The 18,765-nt window shown below is 39.6% G+C and carries 19 protein-coding genes; 6 read left to right on the top strand and 13 right to left on the bottom strand.

Going from position 1 to position 18,765, the window contains the following annotated elements; all coding sequences use genetic code 11:
• The first annotated feature begins 324 nt into the window (after window positions 1-324).
• The 4 genes from NSU02_RS09235 to NSU02_RS09220 all read left to right on the top strand — a co-directional run bounded on the left by NSU02_RS09235 (window position 325) and on the right by NSU02_RS09220 (window position 3,395).
• Window positions 325-645 (top strand): hypothetical protein, encoded by a 321-nt coding sequence (locus NSU02_RS09235; RefSeq protein ID WP_339195486.1) that lies wholly within the window; start codon window positions 325-327, stop codon window positions 643-645.
• A 105-nt stretch (window positions 646-750) separates the two neighbouring features.
• Complete coding sequence (gene msrA / locus NSU02_RS09230) at window positions 751-1,227, top strand: peptide-methionine (S)-S-oxide reductase MsrA (RefSeq protein WP_339195737.1); 477 nt, start codon at window positions 751-753, stop codon at window positions 1,225-1,227.
• 276 nt (window positions 1,228-1,503) lie between these two features.
• Window positions 1,504-1,836: a DUF485 domain-containing protein gene (locus NSU02_RS09225; RefSeq protein ID WP_063389591.1), complete on the top strand. Its 333-nt coding sequence runs from the start codon at window positions 1,504-1,506 to the stop codon at window positions 1,834-1,836.
• 20 nt (window positions 1,837-1,856) lie between these two features.
• On the top strand, window positions 1,857-3,395 hold the full coding sequence (locus NSU02_RS09220) for a cation acetate symporter (RefSeq protein WP_066246614.1): 1,539 nt from the start codon (window positions 1,857-1,859) through the stop codon (window positions 3,393-3,395).
• A 140-nt stretch (window positions 3,396-3,535) separates the two neighbouring features.
• On the opposite strand, the gene NSU02_RS09215 is transcribed toward NSU02_RS09220, so the two are convergent.
• The 12 genes from NSU02_RS09215 to yunB all read right to left on the bottom strand — a co-directional run bounded on the left by NSU02_RS09215 (window position 3,536) and on the right by yunB (window position 14,994).
• The gene (locus NSU02_RS09215; RefSeq protein WP_339195483.1) at window positions 3,536-5,311 is read right to left on the bottom strand and encodes an IS1182 family transposase; all 1,776 of its coding nucleotides are present in this window, start codon (window positions 5,309-5,311) and stop codon (window positions 3,536-3,538) included.
• Between the two features lie 430 nt (window positions 5,312-5,741).
• The gene (ilvD, locus tag NSU02_RS09210) at window positions 5,742-7,418 is read right to left on the bottom strand and encodes a dihydroxy-acid dehydratase (RefSeq protein ID WP_063389594.1); all 1,677 of its coding nucleotides are present in this window, start codon (window positions 7,416-7,418) and stop codon (window positions 5,742-5,744) included.
• A 163-nt stretch (window positions 7,419-7,581) separates the two neighbouring features.
• Window positions 7,582-8,361, bottom strand: a complete 780-nt coding sequence (locus NSU02_RS09205; protein WP_063389744.1) for a TIGR00266 family protein — start codon at window positions 8,359-8,361, stop codon at window positions 7,582-7,584.
• A gap of 1,197 nt (window positions 8,362-9,558) precedes the next feature.
• Window positions 9,559-10,410: an NAD(P)/FAD-dependent oxidoreductase gene (locus NSU02_RS09200; RefSeq protein WP_242513827.1), complete on the bottom strand. Its 852-nt coding sequence runs from the start codon at window positions 10,408-10,410 to the stop codon at window positions 9,559-9,561.
• A 76-nt stretch (window positions 10,411-10,486) separates the two neighbouring features.
• A complete protein-coding gene (locus NSU02_RS09195; RefSeq protein WP_130158003.1) occupies window positions 10,487-11,347 on the bottom strand; it encodes a DUF421 domain-containing protein in 861 nt (286 codons plus the stop codon).
• Between the two features lie 14 nt (window positions 11,348-11,361).
• Entirely contained in the window at window positions 11,362-11,568 is a 207-nt protein-coding gene (locus NSU02_RS09190; protein ID WP_339195479.1) for a DUF1657 domain-containing protein, read from the bottom strand.
• A gap of 5 nt (window positions 11,569-11,573) precedes the next feature.
• Window positions 11,574-11,930: a stage V sporulation protein AE gene (spoVAE, locus tag NSU02_RS09185; RefSeq protein WP_063389729.1), complete on the bottom strand. Its 357-nt coding sequence runs from the start codon at window positions 11,928-11,930 to the stop codon at window positions 11,574-11,576.
• 5 nt (window positions 11,931-11,935) lie between these two features.
• Complete coding sequence (gene spoVAD / locus NSU02_RS09180) at window positions 11,936-12,943, bottom strand: stage V sporulation protein AD (protein WP_063389728.1); 1,008 nt, start codon at window positions 12,941-12,943, stop codon at window positions 11,936-11,938.
• 1 nt (window position 12,944) lies between these two features.
• The gene (spoVAC, locus tag NSU02_RS09175) at window positions 12,945-13,424 is read right to left on the bottom strand and encodes a stage V sporulation protein AC (RefSeq protein ID WP_063389727.1); all 480 of its coding nucleotides are present in this window, start codon (window positions 13,422-13,424) and stop codon (window positions 12,945-12,947) included.
• 13 nt (window positions 13,425-13,437) lie between these two features.
• Entirely contained in the window at window positions 13,438-13,884 is a 447-nt protein-coding gene (locus NSU02_RS09170; RefSeq protein ID WP_063389726.1) for a YhcN/YlaJ family sporulation lipoprotein, read from the bottom strand.
• Between the two features lie 56 nt (window positions 13,885-13,940).
• Window positions 13,941-14,147 carry a DUF1657 domain-containing protein gene (locus NSU02_RS09165; RefSeq protein ID WP_063389725.1) on the bottom strand — a complete coding sequence of 69 codons (207 nt, stop codon included), beginning with the start codon at window positions 14,145-14,147 and terminating at the stop codon, window positions 13,941-13,943.
• Between the two features lie 100 nt (window positions 14,148-14,247).
• Entirely contained in the window at window positions 14,248-14,994 is a 747-nt protein-coding gene (gene yunB, locus NSU02_RS09160; RefSeq protein ID WP_063389724.1) for a sporulation protein YunB, read from the bottom strand.
• 164 nt (window positions 14,995-15,158) lie between these two features.
• Here yunB and NSU02_RS09155 point away from each other — a divergent pair, with 164 nt between their 5' ends.
• Both NSU02_RS09155 and NSU02_RS09150 read left to right on the top strand, forming a co-directional pair.
• Window positions 15,159-15,377 (top strand): hypothetical protein, encoded by a 219-nt coding sequence (locus NSU02_RS09155; RefSeq protein ID WP_066246604.1) that lies wholly within the window; start codon window positions 15,159-15,161, stop codon window positions 15,375-15,377.
• Window positions 15,378-15,638: 261 nt separating this feature from the next.
• Window positions 15,639-16,874 (top strand): MFS transporter, encoded by a 1,236-nt coding sequence (locus NSU02_RS09150; RefSeq protein ID WP_339195475.1) that lies wholly within the window; start codon window positions 15,639-15,641, stop codon window positions 16,872-16,874.
• Window positions 16,875-17,059: 185 nt separating this feature from the next.
• Here the strand turns inward: NSU02_RS09150 and NSU02_RS09145 are convergent, their stop codons facing one another.
• Window positions 17,060-18,757 carry an ABC-ATPase domain-containing protein gene (locus NSU02_RS09145; protein ID WP_327856842.1) on the bottom strand — a complete coding sequence of 566 codons (1,698 nt, stop codon included), beginning with the start codon at window positions 18,755-18,757 and terminating at the stop codon, window positions 17,060-17,062.
• Between the last annotated feature and the right edge of the window lie 8 nt (window positions 18,758-18,765).

Below are 18,765 nucleotides of genomic sequence, written 5' to 3'. Positions count from 1 at the left end.
AATCTGGCTGCAAATCTGGAAGCTTGCAACCTTCCCCTCCCCTAAATCGAAAAAAGAGTCCCCCTTGAAACAGATTGACTGTTAGCTCAGAAGACACGCAGCCTGATATAAAAAGATCAACTCTACTCGCCTAAACGGAAGCGAATTAAGTTTTTTGTATTGCCTTTTTTCGGTTGCAGATTTTTACATTTCTTCTATTTAGTCGCTTTTAGATAGCTCACTCATTTATTATATCATTTATAAACTTAATCAATTGACAACAACGTGCAGCATACATAAAATACAATTAAACAGATCGGAATAAAAGTCAGAAAGGAGATACCTTTGGCAATTAAATTGACAACTGTTTCCATCTTTGTTTTCATGATTATCTCATGGCTGTTTGGCATCTATTCGCTGTCAAAGTTTTACACACCAACAATCATCATCCCGATTTTTAACAATTATTATTGGTCTACTCCATTTGTCGGAATGTTAGGTTTAACTGTTTTCTTTTCCATCTTATCAGTAGCAGCATTTTTTATCTTGAAATATAAAAATTTTAGAAAACGAACTGCGATCTATTCTATAGCCTCCATTTTATGGATAGCTATTATCGCTGGGCAATTTAAAATTTTACTGTTTAATCTCGGGATTTGCCATTAACTTTATGATATTATTAAACTTTAACTCATTCTAACTGGACCAGGAGTGAAGAAATTGGAGAAGAAGCTAGAGAAAGCAACATTCGCCGGAGGCTGTTTTTGGTGCATGGTAAAACCTTTTGACCAGTGGGACGGCATTGTGAAAGTCATCTCCGGTTATACGGGCGGGCATGTTGAAAATCCTACTTATGAACAGGTCAAAACAGGGACAACTGGGCATTATGAAGCGGTACAAATCGAATTTGACCCAACGGTGTTTCCATATGAGAAGCTCCTTGAAATTTATTGGCAGCAAATCGATCCGACCGATGACGGCGGACAATTCCACGACAGAGGCAGTCAGTACAGGACAGCCATTTTCTATCATTCAAATGAGCAAAAAACGCTGGCAGAACAATCTAAACTCGCCTTAGCCAAAAGCGGAAAATTCAATAAACCGATCGTAACCAAAATTTTACCGGCTGCGCCATTTTACCCAGCAGAAGAATATCATCAAAATTTTTATCAAAAAAATCCAGAAGCATACAAAAAAGATCGGGAAATTTCCGGACGGGATGAATTTTTGCGAAAGCATTGGAAATAAAAATGATCGAAACAGTAAAATCTTACAATAGATTTTACTGTTTTTTTGAATGGCCATCACTGATTATGCATTCATTCAGCTTCCTGATTTCCGGACATCCAAACGCATTTGTGTAAACGATTCCATTTTGTGTGTCAATGCAGCCTCTCACTTCCAAAATGTTACAAACGAAATTTTGAAAACGTTTTACAAAAATGATTGACTATTTTTTTAGCATAACTTATTATTGTAATTGACAAAAAATTACGAATATTACCAAAGAAAGGGGATGGTACAATGGAAACATTCGGAAAGGAAAAAGAACAGGGGGAGCGCATTCTCGATTATGAGAAAATTGTTGCAACGAGCAAATTTCAACAGTTGATTCAAAAAAAGCGGAATTTTATTGTACCCATTATAATCGTTTTTCTCATCACTTACTTTTTATTGCCGATTCTCACGGGTTATACATCCATCTTGGAGCATAAAGCAATCGGATGGATTACATGGACATGGCTCTATTCGCTTGGTCTTTTTGTCATGGTTTGGGTGTTCGCTACGATGTATGTAAAAAAAGCGGAAACATTTGACCAATTGGCGGAAGAAATTATTGAAGAAAATATAAAATAAAATAAGGGGGCTGCACTTTCATGAGTGTACCAGCATTTATTCTGTTTTTAATCATCCTTTTAGTCACGTTATATATCACGTATTGGGCTGCAAAAAGAACAAAAACCGCAAACGAATTTTACACAGCCGGCGGAGGCTTGACTGGGTGGCAAAATGGACTTGCGATAGCTGGAGACTATTTATCAGCCGCATCATTTCTTGGTATCGCAGGCGCCATCGCATTGAATGGATTTGATGGTTTCTACTACAGCATCGGCTATTTAACCGCATATCTCTTCGTTCTATTCATCGTTGCAGAGCCTCTCAGAAATTTAGGAAAATATACACTCGCAGATATGATCAACTCAAGATTCAGTGAGAGAAAAGTCCGTGCAACAGCTGCTCTTAGTTCCATCACAATTGTTATATTTTATATGATCGCACAGCTTGTTGGTGCAGGTGCACTCATTAAATTGTTATTGGGGATTGAGTATTGGATCGCCGTATTGATCGTTGGAGTCATGATGACCATTTACGTATTATTTGGAGGAATGACAGCAACTAGCTGGGTGCAAATCATAAAGGCTTTATTGCTTATGGCAGGAACGGTCATTATTTCATTCCTTGTTTTATTGAAATTTAACTTTAATATCGTTGGCATGTTTAACGAGATGTCACAAGCGACTCCACACGGCGAAAATTATTTGCATTCAGGAATTGTATATAAAAATCCGCTCGATTTACTTTCCATGATGCTGGCCTTAGTGTTGGGAACGGCAGGGCTTCCTCACATATTAATGCGCTTTTTTACCGTTAAAGATGCACAAACTGCACGTGCGTCAGTCGTTAATGCAACTTGGGTTGTCGGAATCTTTTATGTCATGACAATCTTCTTAGGATTCGGTGCAGCCAAATTTGTCGGTTCAGAAACGATTATAGCCGAAAATCCTGCTGGAAATATGGCGGCGCCGCTGCTTGCGAAAGCACTTGGAGGAGATTTCTTAATGTCCTTTGTTTCTGCAGTAGCTTTTGCAACAATATTAGCTGTTGTTGCAGGTTTAGTTTTGTCTGGTGCGTCCGCATTCGCGCACGACATTTATGGACAGATCATTAAAAAAGGAAAAGCTACGGAAAGACAGCAAGTGTTAGCTGCAAGATGGGCTTCTGTAGGCGTTGCCGCATTTTCAATCCTGCTAGCCCTTGGCGCTCAATCATTAAATGTTGCATTTCTTGTGTCTCTTGCGTTTTGTGTAGCGGCAAGCGCTAATTTGCCCGTCATTGTTTATACGATTTATTGGAAAAAATTTAACACTGCCGGAGCGGTCACTGCCATGCTGGCTGGTTTAATTACAGCGATTGTATTAGTGTCAATCAGCCCAAATGTCATTCATCCTGAAGCTGGAAAAGCCTTTTTTGTCGGCGATCCTATTTTCCCGCTGACAAACCCAGCGCTCATATCAGTACCAGCAGGTTTTATCGGTGGTTTGATTGGTACGCTTGTTTCCGCCAAGCGGGATGAGAAAAAATATGCTGAAGTGACGTTTAAAGCCAATACTGGATATAAAGAAGCCGAAATGTAAGCGCTTGAAAAATAGGTGAAGGGGGTGTCTGATAAGTCGTTTTTACGGCTTATTGACGCCCCCATTAATGTTTTAGAAACGTTGATATATCGGTGTTGTTTTCAATGGCGATTTGACTTTCTGGACAGCCCCCTTCAACTTTAAAACATGAAAAAGGGCTTGTCTAAAAAGTCCATAAAAACAGAGCGAATGGAGAAAACAATGAGTTTTTCCATTCGCTCTGTTTCCTTATTTTTGAAATTGGTTTGGGAATTTGCGGCCCATTTCAGTATGTTGTGGGCCATTGCCACAATCCCGAATTCTGTTCGGACTTTATGAAGCCCCCGTAACAGAAATCGAGTGAAACGCAAATTGCCCTTGATGTTACCGAACACACTTTCGACATCCACTTTACGCTTCGCATAAAGAGCTGCCTTTTGTTCGTCACCAAGAGCTGCTTTGGCTTTCGCTTTCATTTCTTCATAAATCGTGTTCCAATATACTCGACGATTTCCTTTGGCTTTCGTACACCCATTCTTCAACGGGCAATCCGTACAATCTTCACACTCGTACACTTTCAAATCTTGTATGTATCCAGATGCATTTTTTCTTTTTTGATAATACTTGAATACGACTTTCCGATTGTTCGGACAGATAAAGCAATCGTCTTCTTCGATGTATTTCCAGTTTTGTACTTTTGATAAATCCTTTTTAAACTTTTTACTTTGTTCCTTCAAATAGGTTTGGTATGGGGCTAATAATTCAAAACGAGGTTCTTTTTCTTCGCCAATCGCATATAAATAGTTTTCTTCACTCGCATATCCTGCATCGGCAATGACATACTTGAGTTTCTTTTCCTTCGGCATCGATTCCAATAACTTTTCCATAAATGGTTGGAAACAGCGAGTATCTCCTGGATTTTGATAAATTTCAAATCCCACGATAAATTGATGTTGTGTGGCGAGTTGAACATTATAACCCGCCTTGAGTTGGCCGTTTTTCATATGGTCCTCTTTCATTCGCATAAAAGTGGCCTCATGGTCGGTTTTCGAGTAGCTATTTCGTTCACCTAGAATCTGTTTTTGTACTTTGTATTTTCGTAATCGTGGAAGATAATCCGTTTGAATCGTTTTCAGTTGTTTGGTGAGTTGGGATTTTTTAGAGCGAAGTTCTTTTTTTCTTTCTTTGTCTTCTTCCTGTTTATAATCTTTTTCCAAAGCTTCTATTCTCTCAGAAAGTTGTGCCGATGATTTTTCTAATTCTTCTTCTAATTGTTCTTCTTTTAATTCCTCCAAGGCGATTTGGTGCGCTTCTTGTAGAAACGATTGAATTTTGGCTCGTAGTTTCTGATCATATTTTTCTACGGATTTTCGCCATACAAACGTATATTTGTTGGCATTCGCTTCTATTTTCGTACCATCCACAAAAATATGGTCGAGGTCGATAAGTCCTTGTTCTACTAGTTGAAGGACAAATTGTTCAAATACAGAATCCATCATGTTTGACATACGAACACTACGAAAATCATTTATTGTGCGATGGTCAGGGGTTTGCAATCCCGCCAACCACATCATCGGAAGATTTTCTTTCACCATTTGCGCTATTTTCCGACTTGAATAAACATTTTGAGTGTACGCATATAAAATCACTTTCAATAACATTTTAGGGTGATAGGGTGCACGACCCCCACCAACATAATGAGTATACAACACTTCATCCGGAATCGATTCCACCATTTCATCCACTAAACGGGCGACATGATTTTCAGGAATATACATTTCGATATCTAAAATGCTCATGACTTGACGATTGCAATAAGGTTGGAAAACTAGTTTTTTGCGTTTCTTATTCTTTTGAACCTCTATTTTTTGAATACCCTCTAGAGTCATTTCTAATTGCGTGTTATAATTTTCTTGAATAGTCATTTGATTATTCATAAGAAATCGTCCTTTCTGTAGAATGTTTTTTGGTCAATTTCATTCTATAAAAAAGGACGATTTTTTTGTACCCTAAAAACAGAAAAAAGGGCTGAGCCCAAGGTCGATTCAATCGACTTTTCGGACAGCCCCTTTCATAATTTCATAATGAAAAAAACAATCCGTTCTCGTGCTTCTTCTGAATCCTTTCTCTGTTTTATATGCGTCAAAACGAGATGAGCAGATCTTTGTTTCACACTTTCTGTATGTTGCTTCCCCTCATCTTTCCAGCAGTATTGGATCAGAAAAATTCGCCAAATCAAGTGAGATCATCTGAAAAATGCTAGAAAGACGCGGCAGTCGCGTCTTTCTAGAAATATGTGCAGCTATGAATAATATAGGAAAATCTGTCCAATTTTTAATTTTTTGAAAAAGGGGGCGGTTAGTGACGTCAAATTTTCATAATGCCGCCTGTGCTAGCAGATGTAACCAGTTTGGAATAGCGAGCTAAGTAACCGGTTTTCACTTTTGGCTCAAAGCCTTTCCATTCCGCTTTTCGTTTGTTCCATTCCTCTTCTTTAACATGCACATCAATCGTCCGTTTTTCAATATCGATCACAATACGGTCTCCTTCTTTTACAAAGGCAATCGGTCCGCCTTCCGCAGCTTCAGGTGATACGTGACCAATCGATAAACCGCGGGATGCACCGGAGAAACGTCCATCCGTGATGAGAGCAACTTTCGGTCCAAGACCCATCCCAACAATTTGTGATGTCGGCGCAAGCATTTCAGGCATTCCCGGGCCTCCTTTAGGACCTTCGTAGCGAATGATGACAACATCCCCTTCTTTTACTTTTCCTTTCGCAATTCCTTCAAGCGCTTCCTCTTGAGAATCAAAAATTACGGCAGGGCCGTCAAAATGAGTGATTCCTCCTTGAACGCCGCCTGTTTTAATGATAGCGCCATCTGGAGCTAGGCTTCCAAATAATACGGCAAGTCCGCCTTTTTCAGAAAACGGATTATCAATTGGGCGAATAACGTTGTAATCTTTTACTTCGCATCCGGCAATATTTTCACCGAGCGTTTTTCCTGTTACCGTCATGCAGTCTAAATGAAGAGTTCCTTCTTTTTTCGTCAACTCATTTAATACGGCGGAAACTCCCCCAGCTGCATGTAAATCTTCAATATGAACATCAGATGCCGGCGCAAGCTTTGCTAAATGAGGCACTCTTTCCGCCACTTCATTGATCCGTTCAAGCGGATAATCAACGCCTGCTTCATTGGCAAGGGCTAAAGTATGCAAGACCGTGTTGGTCGAACCACCTAACGCCATATCTAAAGCAAATGCGTTATCAATTGCTTTTTCCGTCACAATATCACGAGGTTTTAAATCCATTTCGATCAATTTCATTAATTGTTTTGCCGTTTGTTTGACAAGTTCTTTCCGTTCAGGCGAAACAGCTAAAATCGTTCCGTTCCCTGGCAGGGCCAAACCTAATGCTTCAGACAAACAGTTCATTGAGTTTGCTGTAAACATGCCTGAACAAGATCCGCAAGTCGGACAGCCGTACATTTCAAGTTCTTTTAATCCGTTTTCATCTATTTTTCCTGATTGATAAGCTCCTACTCCTTCAAAAACTGAAGATAGGGAAATTTTCCGGCCGTCGCTTGTTCTTCCGGCAGCCATCGGTCCTCCGCTGACAAAAATCGTCGGAATGTTAATCCTCATAGCTGCCATCAACATACCAGGCGTAATTTTGTCGCAGTTCGGAATGCAGACCATGCCGTCAAACCAGTGTGCATTGACGACTGTTTCAACAGAATCAGCAATAATTTCTCGGCTTGGCAGTGAATAGCGCATGCCGATATGCCCCATTGCAATTCCGTCATCGACACCGATCGTATTAAATTCAAATGGCACGCCGCCAGCTTCGCGAATCGCTTCTTTTACAAGCTTTCCAAATTCTTGTAAGTGAACATGGCCTGGAATAATGTCCACATATGAATTAACAACCGCAATAAACGGTTTATCAAAATCTTCTTCTTTTACACCAGCTGCGCGCAACAAGCTTCGATGCGGTGCACGGTCAAACCCTTTCTTGATCATGTTGCTGCGTAATTGCGCCAAAATAAATCCCCCCGCTTTTAATTCCTTTTTTAATTTTCAATTAATTTTAATATTTAAATATTATACTACTATTTTATTTTTTTCACAAAGGTTTTTATTATGGCCTTTTTCATTAAAAAAAAGAGGAATCGTATGAGCCGCTTCCTCTTGTCATTGCAAATAATCAATCTCCATCAAACAAATCCCCAATTCCGCCTAAAATGCTGCCTTCATCTTTGCCTCCACTTTGCGCGGCCAAAACTCTGTCAGCTAAACGGCTGAAGGGCAATGATTGCACCCAAACAGAACCCGGTCCACGTACGGTTGCGAAAAACAGACCTTCGCCGCCAAAGAATGCCGTTTTCACTTTGCCGACAAATTCGATATTGTAATCAACATCTTTTGTCATTGCTACTAAACAGCCTGTATCAATTTTAAGTTTTTCTCCTGGGAGCAAATCCTTCTGGATAATCGTTCCGCCTGCATGAAGAAAAGCTAATCCATCTCCCTCAAGCTTCTGCATAATAAACCCTTCACCGCCGAAAAATCCTGTCCCTAATTTCCGTTGAAATTCAACTCCGACGGAAACACCTTTTGCAGCGCAAAGAAATGAATCCTTTTGACAAATGACCTTCCCGCCGAATTCCTTTAAATCAAGCGGAATGATTTTTCCGGGATACGGAGCGGCAAAGGAAACATGTTTTTTTTCCATCTGATGATTTGTAAACACTGTCATAAATAAGCTTTCTCCAGTAATCAAACGCTTCCCTGCGCCAACAAGTTTACCTAATAAACCTTTTGATTGATTACTTCCGTCACCAAAAACTGTTTCCATTTCAATACCATCGTCCATCATCATCATGGCGCCGGCTTCTGCTATGGCGCTTTCGCCAGGATCAAGTTCAATTTCGACAAATTGCATATCGTCTCCATGAAGTTTGTATTCAATTTCATGAGCGACCATAGTTTCACCCCAATAATTGTAATTTTTTGAATATGTAATATACTCATCATAGCTCTTTTTCATCCATATTGCCATAATTTTTTTAAGAATCTCTATGACCATAGAACCAGTGCATAATACCACTTTGAGCAATCCGTTCGATTTCTTTTTTCAATCGGGCTTCGGTGCAATATGAATGTTTTGTCCTAGGCAAGGAAAAAGAATTGCTTGCAGCAAAAAAGCCAAAGGATTAACGGCTGCTCAGTTAAACGATATATCTACTTCATTTGCAAAATGCAGATGTAAAATAAAGTTTGATAAATAATCGTCTTATATAAAATTGAAAGTTTGATCAAAAATCCTGTTTATTTAGAATTTATCCTTTAAAAAAGCAAAACAGAATTTGATCGAATTTAATCGATTTAGGAGCGAGAAAATCAGCCTCTAAATCCGAAAAAACTAATGAGGTATTGGTACAGCTCGAACAGTTAATACAGGGCTGACCAGTTTATAAAGATAATATAAAAAGTTAATTGATGAAATTATCTGAGTAATAGATTTTCGAATAAACTAACATCACTGGATATGGAATATTCGTTCTGGATCGCTGCTGAAATAATTTCGCAGAAGCAATTTGAGAAATTATAGATAATACCTTTTATTAGGTGTATTTTTATTTTTACTTCAACAAAGGAAAGCAGCTGCAAATGAATCTTATCGTGCAAATAATATAGAATGATTTCTTGTCTTTGATAAAAATTCCTATGTAAAGCTGGAGAATAGTATGTGAAACATACACTTCAACAATTCGGGGCTTTAGTTGAAAACATCTGATCCTTCATCGTAAAAAAATTAAAGATTGAAGAGAGCTTTTTCGCCAAAAACAAATGCTCAATCCCTATCATGTGCAGAACTTCCATTTTCGGATTCTCACTTATTTGATCACATTTACTTCCTCTGCAGCCGTGAAAGACTGTAATCATAAATATCTTCATGTCAACATAAAGGAGGGCATCGAAACTTTCAGCGCTCAAAACAATTGATGTCCTCCCCTTCCTAGCTTTATTCAGTTAACTTTTTCCAATACTAATTCAAGACAAATCCGAGCATTCGCTCCTAAATTGCTCGTCATTCTTTGTCGATAACTTTTACGGTCGTAAAATCGGCAAAATAATGGAGCCCTGAACAGCTCGGAATTTTCAAATCTATCAATCAACATCAAGTCCGTTGTTCCTCTAAAAGCCGTTTATGAATCCAAATCGCTGCTTGGATTCCATCCCCCATTGCGATTGCAGCTTGTTCCGAGTGAGCCGCAACGTCTCCGGCTGCCCAAACATTTTGGACGCTCGTTTCTTTCGTCCGTGCATGGATGACTAGATGCTTATTTTCTAATCGCTCGGCGCCGAGCTGAGCGGCAAGATCTGAATGAACGCGATTGCCGCCAAATCCGAGGAAGCCTCTATCCGCGAAAAGGCGTCTTCCGCTTTCCAATTCAACTCCCTTAAACCATTCACTGTCTCTCATCACTTTCGTTAACCGTTCTTTTATGTATTCGATATTTTTATTAGAAAGTTCATTTTTTAATGCAGCATTAATTTCTTCTCCATCATGATTCACGTACTGAATGTCTTTCGTCCAGTACGTTAGTGAGAGAGCCAGCTTCGCTCCTGCTTTTCCTGCCCCCATTACAATGACCGATTTCCCATCTACTTCATATCCATCGCAATCAGGGCAAACATATACCGAAATGCCTAAACAATGCTTTATTTCTGACAGCACTTCTGGTATGCGGTCGGTAACCCCTGTTGCAATCAGCAATTTTTTTGTTTTGTATATGCTGCGATCGTCCGTTTCGATAAGGAAATCTTTTCCTTGCTTTTCGACTTTTGCTGCCAGCTTTTTCAAAAATTTTACTCCGTATTTTTCTGCATGTTCTCTTCCAAGAGTACGCAGTGTCTGTCCGCTTACCCCGTCAGGCCACCCTAACAAATTATGATAGCTTCTGCATAGCGTCGATCTTCCGTTCATCTTGTCGATGACTAAAACATTATGTTTATACCTTCCAAGCATAATGGCCGCAGATAAACCGGCGATCCCGCCGCCAACAATGATGCAATCGTATGTTTTCACTTTTCCACCCTTTCAGTCAACCTTGCAAAAAAGGCGTTAATGTTTTGATCATTTCAGCTATTTTTTTTCTATTTTTTATATACATGTTTTTCGCTTCCGTATTTTCAGTTTGCAGAGCGTATAATTCAAAATCTGCCTCCACTTTTTTAAGGGATGAAAGAAGAAGCTGTTTTTCAACAGGCTCAGGCACTTTTACTTTATCATCATATAAATCAACAGTGAGTTGTCCATATGAATCGACTTGGGCTAAAAAAACATTCTCGACGGCGACTCCTAATTGATCGAGTTTTTCTTTCAGCCATCTTCGATTCAAACCGGTCGTTGAAAGAGCTTCGTCCATAATTTTTCCGTCCATTATGACGGTTTGCGGTTCTTTAACAGGGGCAACGTTCGTTTTGATATCTCCTACCGTTACAGGCTGTTTTTCTTTTTTTAGCAAAATACTCAGTTCACCAGTAGTTTCCAAAATAGCAAATTCCACATCACTGGCATGATGGACATTATTTTTCCTCAATTGTTCCAACAAAGCGGCCAAAGGATATTTTTCTTTCTTTAAATTTTCCTCCATGATTTTTCCGTTTTTAATAAAAATTGTCGGTTTTCCTTCAATAAATTGCTGAAACGACGGACTTTTCATGGAAATGAATGAAATAATAACCGGAATCATCACCCATATGGCAATGCTGATAATACCGTTTGTTAAATTTAAATTCGTATCCATTGACAGTGTCCCGGCAATGTCACCAATGGTAATGCCGACGACGTATTCAAAAAAGGAAAGCTTGGAAAGCTGTTTTTTTCCCAATAGTTTGGAAATGAAAAATAATCCAGCTATTATGGCAAGTGAACGAATAATGACTTCAACCCACTCTGGCATGTTCATCCCTCTTTTCAAAAGCCTTTATACTCAGGTTCCTCAAACTCCAGCTCTCCAATTCGAGACTTTACATCATTGATAATTTCTTCAGATATTAACATGTTTTCGTGAAAAACTCGTTTCGTTTCTTCATCAGTTGACGTAATGGCCAAGTTTTGCAATCCCGCATGAATGCTTTTTAAACTGGCCAGCGTTTGCTTGACCTGTGATACTACTGTCAATCCAATCACCCCTTCGGTTTAAATAAAAGCGCTCCGATAAAACCAAAAATAATAGCTGCTGAAATACCGGAGCTAGTCACTTCAAACATACCTGTTAAAACGCCGATCAATCCATGTTTTTCTGCTTCTTGCAACGCTCCATGAACGAGAGAATTTCCGAAGCTTGTAATCGGAATGGTTGCACCTGCACCCGCAAAATCGATAAATGGTTCATAAAGCCCGAAACCGTCCAAGATGGCTCCAATCACGACAAACGTACTTAATGTATGAGCAGGTGTTAAATGAAACACATCAAACATGATCTGTCCAATTACACAAATTAATCCGCCTATGACAAACGCCCAAAAAAATGACGCAACCAAATGTTTCACCCCCTGAATTCAATGGACACAGCGTGTGCAATGCACGGAATGGTTTCATTTTGCTGGAACGTTAGCGGAGAAAGCAGCGCCCCAGTTGCGACAGCGAGAATTCGCTTCAGCTCGCCTTTTTTCATCCGATTTAATAAATGGCCGTATACGACAATTGCCGAGCAGCCCGCCCCGCTTGCACCGGATAAAACTGGTTGTCCTTCCCGATAAATCATTAAACCGCAATCCTGAAATTTTTCCTCATCCATTTGAACTCCATTTTTTTCAAATAATTCAAGAGCGACGTTGCGTCCGATTTTTCCTAAGTCGCCTGTTACAATTAAATCATAGTAGTCCGCATCAATATTTAAATCGCGGAAATGCGCTTCTATCGTATCAACTGCTGCCGGCGCCATCGCACCGCCCATATTAAACGGATCAGACATGCCTAAATCGACCACTCTGCCAATCGTTGCCGAGGTCACGGCAGGTCCTTTCCCTTCATTGCTTAACAAAGCAGCTCCTGCACCCGTGACTGTCCACTGTGCAGTCGGTGGCTTTTGCCCACCGTACTCGGTCGGATAGCGAAATTGTTTTTCGATTGCCGTATTATGGCTGGCCGCACCAGTCAGTAAATATTTTGCTCCGCCGTAATTGACGATAAATGCGCTTAATGCCAGCCCTTCCATCGACGTAGAACAAGCGCCGAAAATGCCGAGATAAGGAACGCCGAACGTTCTTGCTGCAAAGCTGGACGGGGTGATTTGATTCACTAAATCTCCGGAAATAATAAATTCCACCTGTTCTTTTTCAATGTTTCCTTTTTCTATTGCTTTGTAAAACGCTTCTTCAAAAAGCACTTTATGAGCTTTTTCATAAGAGTCCTCACCCAACCACAAATCTTCGTGAAGAAGATCAAAATCGTCGGCTAGTCTGCCATTTGCTTCAAACGGCCCGCCAACGGTAGCGGTTGAAATGATCACGGGTTGATTATGAAATACCCAAGTGCGATGTCCTTTCAGCATTTCAAAAACCACCCCATTTAATTAAAATCGTTTTGATTAAAGCAACTACAAATGCAGAAAATGTTCCAAATAAAATAACAGATCCGGCCAATTTAAACATGTTCCCGCCTACACCGAGGACAAATCCTTCTGTTCGATGCTCAATCGCTGCAGAAATAACAGCATTTCCGAACCCTGTGACTGGTACAGCGCTTCCGGCACCGCCAAATTGAGCAATCCGGTCGTAAACACCAAATCCGGTCAAAAGCATAGATAAAAAAATCATCGTGGCAACAGTCGGATTTCCAGCGGTTTGTTGAGTAAAATGAAAAAAGTACATGTAAAAAAACTGTATCGCTTGTCCGATGGAGCAAATAATTCCACCGACTAAAAAGGCTCGTAAACAGTTTTGGACAACAGGTCTTTTCGTTTCATTTTTTTTCTCCAATTGATAGTATTCCTGCATGATTTTCGTTTGAAGTTTTCTTTGCTCATTCGCCATCGAAAACACCTTCTTATGTTTCTTCTCTGCTCAATTGAATAATGTTTTCCACTTTCTTGTTCATTTCACGCTTGTCCAGATTTTCCAGTTTGTTAATTAATTTTTCTGTTTCCCAATAAATTTTCATATCGCTTGAAACGGTGACATCATAATCTCGGAAAGATTTTTTTAATTTTTTTTCAATTGTTTTTTCCTTTTGTTTTAATTGAAACCGTTTCATATGATCTAATTGAAAAGCAAGCAATAGCTTGCGGTCTGTATTGACGCTTATGGCTTTGGGAACTCCATCATAGCTTTCCGCTATTTCCTCCGCCTTTTTCGCGACCTTTTGATTAAAAGGAGCGTTCTTCGTCGAATAATTGATTTTTGTCGGTTGTTCTAAAGTCGGATCGACCATATCGTTCTGTTGGCATGCTGAGAAAACAAAAAGGAAAGTGAAAAAGAATATAAAATGTTTCATCCTGACCAGCTCACTCTTATTTGTGATGTGTTGAAAAGGTTGGTAAATACCAACCTTTACTGTTGCCTATATTGAGGCTCTTCATTCTGGATTTGCTGCAAGCGAGTATTAATCAAATCAACGATTGACTGTGTTTGCTGCGCAGCCTGTTGATAAATCTGTTTTGCTTGCTTGTTTTCCGTTTGCAGTGCAAACGTTTCAAAGCTTGCTTGAGCACTTTTTAATCCTGCTAATGTTTGTTGAACTTGAGTTGAAACTGTCAATGTCAATTCCTCCTTTTTGTTGTTACAAGTTTAATATTTCCTAAATGCCCAAAAGTAAAAAAGGTATGTTCTTCCCTTATATCCATTTTATTCCGCATTATTATTTTGATTTTTCAGGCATAATGACAGCAGGTGCCGAACCAGTCCCGCCGCTGTTGTAAAACTGCGGAACTTTTCCTTCAATAAATAAATCACCAATTTTCACTGAATTTTCTATTTCCATATCTTTTGAAATCGAAGGAATAATGACGTTAATTTTAACTAAAATGTCCATATATATTTCTAAATAAGCGTTATTAATGCCAATTTCCTTATATTTTGTGCTAATTTCTGAATTAACTGAACCAATAAGTTCAAAGCGTACGGGAACTTCGGGACCTAAATGGGAGATGAGCGCATTGTTCGTTATTAATCCGAGTGGAATATGATAAACCAGGCCTTTTCCATCTGGGTTTTGATTGACGGGGATGCCGTCTTCCGATTCAACCTCCACATTCCCATCTAAATATTGCTGAATATAAACGGTCGCATCTGAAATAAGACGGTTATAAATTTGGGAATTAAAGCTGTAAGTCGCCGTTTCGTCTGATTTCTTTTCATGAATAATGATCAATTCCTTCATATCAAGTTTTTCCGCTATTTTTTTCGAAACAGCATCATGAATTGCATGTTCGGCAATTTGCCTCGTCTTTGTTTCCGCTATTCTGACCAATGTCGGTTCAATAATGGCATTGATCAGCCATAGGCTGTATGCTGTCAAAACATTGAAAATGACAAATGTAATTAAAAAAACATATTTAGCCGGCAGAGGGCCGCGTCTTCGTCGTCTTCTGAATTTTCGGTACAAAAGAATTTCCCTCCCTTTGTACCAATATATGTAGAAAAGAAAGCTGATTAGAAGCTAAAATAAAATTGGAATCAACTGTAACTAATAAAGAATCGTGAAAAAACAATACTATAACTGTTGGAAGATGTTCTTCCAAACACAACTTAGGAAGAGGTGCTTTTATAATGAGAAAAATGGGGTCCCTCTTCAAAATGGGAAAAAAACGCTCCATGTTTCCTAAGAACCGGCAAAGAAACAGCATGATGTGGATTTCTTTAGTCGGTTTGGGGGCTGCAGCATTATACGGATTTGGCAGACGACAAAACTTATTCGCTAACATCATCAAACCGCTGCAACAAAAATTTGCAAACAGTCAAATTCAACAAATCATGCCAAACCGATAAAAGAAAACGGCCGATTTTCTTTCTCATGTTTGAAAGAAAATCGGCTTTTTTTTTGTAATATGTTTCAGTTGAAACTTTTTCACCCCATCGCTGTTCTAGATTTTCCATCGATTTGTGAATTTTCTTCTCCAGCTTCTATTAAAAAGAAAAGGCAACCAATCCATTGAGTTCCTTTGAAAAATTTGTATAATAGAGTAGTTGGTAATTGTTCGAGTATCTAAATATTTTTGTTTTTACGATGCAGGAGGTGCCATCAAATCCATGAAGGAATCTGCCGTTTATACCGCCAAGCCGCCGCTTTGGACAAAATCATTCATTTTGTTAATTATCGGAAATTTATTTGTTTTTATGAGCTTTCAAATGCTTTTGCCTACTTTGCCGCCGCAAGCGAAAGCAATTGGAGCATCGGACATTGAAATCGGGCTTGTTACAACCCTTTTTTCCATCGCTGCTGTTGTCATTCGACCGCTCATTGGTTTTCTTCTTGAATCGGCGAAACGAAAATGGCTCGTTATAACTGGAGCTGTAGGCTTACTCTTTTTAACCCTTTCATACTCGCTTACATCGATTGTTTTTTTATTTTTAATTGTCCGCCTCCTTCACGGTTTTGCCTGGGGATGGTCAACAACAGCAAATGGAACGGCAGCTGTTGAATTGGTTCCAACGAAACGCCTCGGAGAAGGAATGGGCTATTATGGTTTATCTATCACCATTGGGATGATCATCGCTCCTAGTTTTGGCATTTTGCTTTTTCAACATTTAGGATTCCAGCCGCTCATCATCGGTTCCGCCATTTTCGGTGTCATATCGATTATCGCCCTTTCATTAGTTCAATACAAAACGCCAAAGTCTGTTTTAGAAAAATCAATGCATGTAAAGGATTTTTCTTTTTTTCGCTCACTCATTGATAAACATGGGGCGTTTCCTGCACTGATTACATTATTATCAGCTTTCGGTTATGGGGGAATTGTCACGTTTATCGTCATATTCGGACAAGAAAGAGGGATCGATCAAATCTTCCTATACTACTTATGTAATGCGTTGGCGGCAACTGCTGTACGACCAATTTCAGGAAAGTGGTTTGATCGAAGCGGTCCTTGGCTTCTTGCCATTGTTTGCTCATTCTTAACATTTATCGCCTTTTGGGTTTTATCTTTCACATACTCAGTCGGAATGCTTGTTTTAGCTGGTATTTTATTTGGCGCCGGTTTTGGGTCACTGCTTCCTGTTTTGCAATCATGGGTGCTTTCTAAAACACCTGCCGATCGGAGAGGAGTCGCAAACGGAATGTATTATTCAGCATTGGATGGAGGAATAGGAATAAGTGCGGTTTTTCTAGGCTTCTTATCATCCTATGTTGATTTAGGAACGATTTTTCAATTATCAAGCATTTGTTTTTTCATTGTTATTCTGCTAGTTTTAATTGATTATTTAAAAGAGAAAAAGAAAACGGACAAGCGGGAAAACCAGCAAGTTCATGCCAAATCGTTTTCGTAACGAGCATTGACAGATTCAAAGCTCGCTACTCCCGCGCCCGTTTCACGCCGGCAAGCTTGCGGTCGAGACCGTCTAAGCAAAAGAAATGCTCGGAGTCTCTCGCTTTCTTTGCGCTGTCAAAATTGGGGCACCCGTCAGTTCGTTGATGATGATAGAAAAATTTTTTATGGAAGAAAGTCTTTTCTTCATTCCCGAATTTTTAACGCCCTAATCCGGTTCAAGGCTGCCGCTAATTCAAATCTTCTTACATACGCCAATTCACCTTGATGACCATGATGGGCCGAAAAACTTTGGAGACCGTCCTGATTGATCTTATTTTCTACGAAATCAAGCAATTGTGATACTGTTAAGCGTCTGTCAAAAAGGTTTGTCCGTTCGATATACGATAATATTTCTCCAATCATTCTTGTCTGGCTTTCGTCGACCAGCTGTTCTACATAAGATAAATCAATTTTTTCTAGTCCATATTGAATTTCAGAAAGCCGGCAAGCAATTTTAGATTTTTTCCCTTTTCTGCTGTTCAAGCTGCCTGATTCCGGAATACGAAGCTTCCATTCTCCAAATTTCTCCCCTCCTTCATGCTTTCTTCCGGTTTTAATTTGACAGGCAATCTGTTTTGCTTCATGTGTGACGTCATAAGGCTTATAATGATCCATTTTAATTACGCGATCCGCAACGGAAAAGTAATCTCCCGATCCTCCCATAACTAAAATTGTTGAGACATCAAAATCCTGCTTCAATTGTAAAACTTTATCGATAAATGGAGTAATGGGTTCATGCTCTTTATGAATTAATGCTTGCATTCTGGCGTCCCGGATCATAAAGTTTGTTGCACTTGTATCCTCGTCGATCAATAATGTTTTTGCTCCTGCTTCTAGCATTTCCATTATATTGGCTGCCTGCGATGTACTGCCGCTTGCATTTTCAGTAGAGAAGGATTTTGTGCTTTTTTGAAACGGCAGATTGTTAATAAAAGCGGAAATATCCACCTTCTTTATACTGCGGCCATCTTCGGCACGTATTTTGCATGCTGAACGGTCCGTCAAAACAAATTCACGGCCGTCCCCTTCAATATGGTCATAAACACCATGCTCGAGCGCCTTTAATAAAGTGCTTTTTCCATGATAACCTCCTCCAACGATCAAGGTGATGCCTTTGTATATAGCCATGCCCTTCAACGGTTCTTGCCGATGCGGAACAGGAATTGAGACTTCCATTTCCTTTGGACTTTGAAAAGGAACAGCGCCCTTCAACGGCTGATCACTTACGCCGCTTGCACGCGGCAAAATTGAATTATTTGCAATAAACGCTATTATTCCTCTCTCTTTCATATAGGAGCGGATCGCCATTTGCTGGTCGCAAAGTTGAATCGCGCCCTCAATATCTTTCCCCTTCACAGAAAAGACAGAATGCCGCAAAATTTCGGGAAGTAGTTGAAAAAATATTTTTTTGGCTTCCTTGCCTAATATTGTTCTCCCTTGAGCCGGAAGACCGATTGAAAGACAAACTGTAATATCGTTTTCTCCTATCTGAACAGCTGTCCGTTCTAACACCTTCTGCCCCGGTTTGTCAATCATGATCAGCCCGCTTTTTCCAGAGCCGCGTACGTTATTTTTCATATTAGAAATTGCTTGAAATACTTCGCGGACAATCATATCTTCACATCTTATCTTTCTTTGCCGGCTGTTTGTCCATTTTTGTAAAAAAGCCGTTTTGCTTCTAGCGATCAATATTCTGATTTTCGAAGGACTTGCAAACGGATCGCCCTGTACATAATCGATCAACAATTCAAAATCAGGAAACTTGTACGAGCCTTGAATCTGTTTGTACGCTTTATAACCTTTGCCATCGATTTGTTCCAGCTTTTTTGCAAGATTGATCATAATACTCC

The sequence above is a fragment of the Aeribacillus sp. FSL W8-0870 genome (genome assembly GCF_037963755.1).
GTDB classification, from domain to species: Bacteria; Bacillota; Bacilli; order Bacillales; family Aeribacillaceae; genus Aeribacillus; species Aeribacillus composti.
This window is presented reverse-complemented; position numbering and strand designations above follow the sequence as displayed.